The organism is Mycobacterium sp. (assembly GCF_050701675.1).
Taxonomy (GTDB): Bacteria; Actinomycetota; Actinomycetes; order Mycobacteriales; family Mycobacteriaceae; genus Mycobacterium.
This window is the reverse complement of sequence record NZ_JBOGDD010000322.1, coordinates 1-3948: the sequence shown is the minus strand read 5'-3', so window position 1 is coordinate 3948 and position 3948 is coordinate 1. Positions and strand designations below refer to the sequence as shown.

Here is a 3948-nt window from a genome sequence, read left to right as displayed (position 1 = left end):
GGTCATGACATCACCTCTAGGTTCACGCCGTCGCGAGGTTGGTCAGCTGGGCACGAAGCCGGCGGCCCGGCGTCGCATCGAGGAGCGCACGCGTGTACGCCTCGGCCGGATTCGAGAAGATCTCCGCCGTCGGGCCGGTCTCGACGACCCGGCCGGCTCGCATCACGGCGACGGAATCGGAGATCGAACGCACCAGATCCAAATCGTGCGAGATGAACAGATACGTCAGCTTCAGCTCGCGCTGCACCTCCTCGAGCAGGTCGAGGATGCGGTCCTGGGTCACCACGTCGAGCGCCGAAAGAGCTTCGTCCAGCACGACGATGGGCGACCGCGGCGCCAGTGCACGGGCGATCGCGACCCGCTGCTGTTGGCCACCGGAGAGCTCCCGCGGTTTGCGGGTGGCGAACGAGCCGGCCAGCCCGACCTGGTCCAACAGTTCCGCCACCCGCAGGCGCCGGTCGGCGCGACCGCCGAGACCGAACGACCGCAGCGGCTCGTCCACGATCTGTTCGATCGTGAGGCGGGGATCCAGCGCAACCTGCGGATTCTGCTGCACGAGTTGAATTTCCCGCCACACGTCACGTTTGGCGCTGCCCTTGAGGCGGGTGACTTCTCGGCCGTGGACGTGCACCTCACCGCCGTCCGGGTTGGTCAGACCGAGGATGAGCCGGGCGGTCGTCGACTTGCCTGAACCCGATTCGCCGACGAGTGCGAAGGTGCTGCCGGGTGCGACGGGGAAGGCGACGTCGTCGACCGCCTTGAAGCGCCCGCCGGGTCCGTGGGAAAAGATCTTCGTCAGGCCACTGACTTCGATGGCGGGGGTGGCGGAGGCATCGGGATCAGCCCCGGTCGTCCGGCGCGGAGCCGTGCGCTGCGCCAAACCGAAGGCGCTGGTGATCAATTCACGCGTGTAGTCGTGGGTGGGGCGGAACACCAGGTCGTCGATGGGTCCGCTGTCGAGCACCTCGCCACTGCGCATCACGATGGCGCGGGCGGCGTGGTCGGACGCCACGGCCAGGTTGTGGGTGACGAACAGAACCGCGACCCCCGTCTCCGCGGTGAGGCGGTCGAAGACCTCGAGGACCTGCTTCTGCACGGTGACGTCCAGCGCGGAGGTCGGCTCGTCAGCGATCAGCAGCTTGGGCCGCAGCCCGAATGCGATGGCGATCAGCACTCGCTGTTTCATCCCGCCGGACAGCTCGTGCGGGTACTGGCGCAGGCGCTGTTCGGGGTGGTCGATGCCGACGAGGTCCAGGAGTTCGACCGCCTTGGTGCGCAGCTGCGCTCGCGACAGCTCCCGGCCTGCCGGGTGCAGTCGGAAGAACTCGGTGACCTGTCGGCCGATCGGTTGCACGGGGTCTAGGGACGTCGAGGGATCCTGCGGAACCAGGCCGACGACCGTGCCGCGCAGCTTGACGAGATCGCGCTCGCTGCGCCCGATGATCTCTTCGCCCGCGATGCGGATCGACCCGCTGACGATCTCAGCGCTGTCGGGGAGCAGACCGATCGCGGCCTTGCTCAACGTCGACTTGCCCGAGCCCGATTCACCGATCACGGCGACTACCTCCCCGGCGCGAATGCTCAGGGTGGCGCCATGTACGGCGGGCTGCGCGGCACCGCGGTAGGCGATGGTCAGATCCGCGATCTCGAGCACCGGATCGCCGTCGCGGCCTCCCGACTCGTCGGTGCGGTCGTCGGTGAGCCTCAGTGCTGTCGTCGTCATCGGGATTCCTTCGTCAGATTCGGAAGCGTCGGGCGAGCAGATGTCCGGCGCGGGCAACCGCGAGAACCGCTACCAGGACCACGATTCCGGGCAGCGTGGTCAGCCACCAGGCGTTGGCCAGGTAGTCGCGGCCTTCGGCGAGCAGGGTGCCCCATTCCGGTGTCGGCGGTGGTGCACCGTAGCCAAGGAACCCGAGGCCGGCGATGTTCAGGATCGTCGCGCCCAGCTCCGTGGGAATGAGCGCCACGATGGGTCCCGCGGAGTTGGGGAGCACGTGACGGAAGAGCACCGCGGAGCGTCGCGCACCGGAGACGCGGGCCGCGTCCACGTACTCGAGCTGGACGACGCGCAACGCCTCACCGCGGGCCACCCGGGCGAACGGGGCCACGGCCGCGATGCCGACTCCGACCGCGACGTGGGTGGTGCCAGGACCGAAGGCCGCCACGATGCACAGGGCCAGTAGGAAGCCGGGCAGGGCGAGCAGGACGTCGACCAAGCGCATCAACACCGTATCCACGACGCCACGCAGCACGCCGGCGGCCACGCCAAGGACCGTGCCGACGACGAGACCGATGGACGTTCCGATGACCGCGCCGTAGACGGTGTTGCGGGTGCCGTGCACGACGCGGGTGAAGGTGTCACGACCCGAGCGATCGGTGCCGAACCAGTGCTCCAGGCTCGGCGCGAGGAAACGCTGGGTGGGGTCCCCGATCAGCGGATCATGGATGGTGAACCAGGACGGGACGAACGTCCACAGGATGACGGTCACCAGCACCAGCAGGGCGAGCGTGGTGACGATACCCCTGGGCGTCAACGGGTTTCGCCGGCGGCGCGGCAGCAGGCCTGCGACCGCGGCTGCCCCGGGTGGTGCGAGCTCTCGTTGGATGGTCATGTCATCTCCGTGCGGGGCCTGCCGTCAGCAGGATCCGTCGATCGAGCGCCGGATACAGCAGGTCGATGATCAGGTTCACCACCACGTACAGGCCCGCGATGATCAGGATGAAGCCCTGGACCAGTGACACGTCCTGTGATGACACCGCGGTCTGCAGCACCCGCCCGATGCCGGCCCGCGCGAACACCGTCTCGGTGACCACGGTGCCGCCGACAAGGGTGCCAAGCACGGTGCCCGCCACGGTGAGGCCGGGGCCCGACGCGTTGCGGACCACGTGTCGCCAGAAGACCCAGTGCTTGTCGGCACCCTTCGCGCGCACGACGTCGACGAAATCGCTTGCCAGAACGGTGTCGACACTCTTGAGCAGCACTTGGGCCATGGCTGCGGACAGTGGCAGGCCCAGCACCAGCGAGGGCACCAGGATCGACGGCAACGAACCGTCCGGGAAGGCCGAGATCCAACCCAGCCGGAACGACAATACGTTCAGAACCACGATGCCGACCCAGAAGACCGGTGCGGCGGCGAACAGCGGCGGTAGGGCCACGACCGACGATCGCAGCCAGCGCCAGCGGCCCAGTGACGCCGTCGCGACGATGGTGCCCGCGATGATGAGGGCCACGATGAACGCGGTCGATGCCAGGCGCAGGGTCGGCAGTGCCGCGTCGCCGATCGCTTGGGCGACGGTCTGCCCCGTGCTCATGGAGTAGCCGAGGCCGCCGCGCACCAGTTGGCCCAGTTCGATGAAGTACCGCTGGACGACGCCGTGGTCGTAGCCGTAGTACTGCTTCATCTGCGCGACGGTCTGCGGGTCGATGACACCGGTGTCGTCGGCGGAGAACATGTCGATCGGGTTGGACGGCAGCAGGGTGATCGCGATGAAGGTCAGCGTGTAGGCCAACCACAGCACGACCACCGCCTGTGTCAGCCTGCCAAGGACGTAGCGGGTGAGCTGCCTGGACGCGGGGCCGCCGAAACCGGTCGGAGCACCGGCGCCAACCTCGGGCGAGGCATGGACCGGTTGGACCGCCGTCACGCCTTCTTCCATGCGTTGTAGAAGTCGGGGTAGGTCTGCGTCTGGAACGTGACGTGGACGTTGGGCGCCGCTCCGAAGGTCTGGGCTTCCTCGAAATAGGCAAACACGTAGGAGCCCTTGATGAGTGCCTTCTGCTGCTCGGCCTGCACCGCCGTGAATTCGGCGTCGTCCTTGGCTTCGAGCTCCCTGTCGTAGAGCGCTGTCAGCTCGGGCGGCGCACCCAGCAGCGCGGTGTTGCCAGGGCCGCCGAAACTCTGCCCAAGCGAGATGATCGAGGTTCTGCTCACCACCAGCGGTACG

Annotated in this window: 3 protein-coding genes and 1 pseudogene; all 4 read right to left on the bottom strand. The window is 67.9% G+C overall.

All coding sequences use genetic code 11. The features are described from left to right. Window positions 1–22 precede the first annotated feature (22 nt). On the bottom strand, window positions 23–1723 hold the full coding sequence (locus tag ACRDUX_RS09610; RefSeq protein ID WP_526413285.1) for a dipeptide ABC transporter ATP-binding protein: 1701 nt from the start codon (window positions 1721–1723) through the stop codon (window positions 23–25). A gap of 13 nt (window positions 1724–1736) precedes the next feature. Further along, the gene (locus tag ACRDUX_RS09605) at window positions 1737–2615 is read right to left on the bottom strand and encodes an ABC transporter permease (RefSeq protein ID WP_526413283.1); all 879 of its coding nucleotides are present in this window, start codon (window positions 2613–2615) and stop codon (window positions 1737–1739) included. Between the two features lies 1 nt (window position 2616). Continuing rightward, complete coding sequence (locus tag ACRDUX_RS09600) at window positions 2617–3648, bottom strand: ABC transporter permease (protein WP_526413281.1); 1032 nt, start codon at window positions 3646–3648, stop codon at window positions 2617–2619. Then, window positions 3645–3948, bottom strand: a pseudogene (locus ACRDUX_RS09595) (hypothetical protein); the annotation flags it as partial. The gene ACRDUX_RS09600 and the pseudogene ACRDUX_RS09595, both read right to left, overlap by 4 nt.

Coding starts and splice junctions, on each gene's coding strand:
- ACRDUX_RS09610 (WP_526413285.1), bottom strand. CDS start 1,723: ATGACGACGACAGCACTGAGGCTCACCGACGACCGCACCGACGAGTCG.
- ACRDUX_RS09605 (WP_526413283.1), bottom strand. CDS start 2,615: ATGACCATCCAACGAGAGCTCGCACCACCCGGGGCAGCCGCGGTCGCA.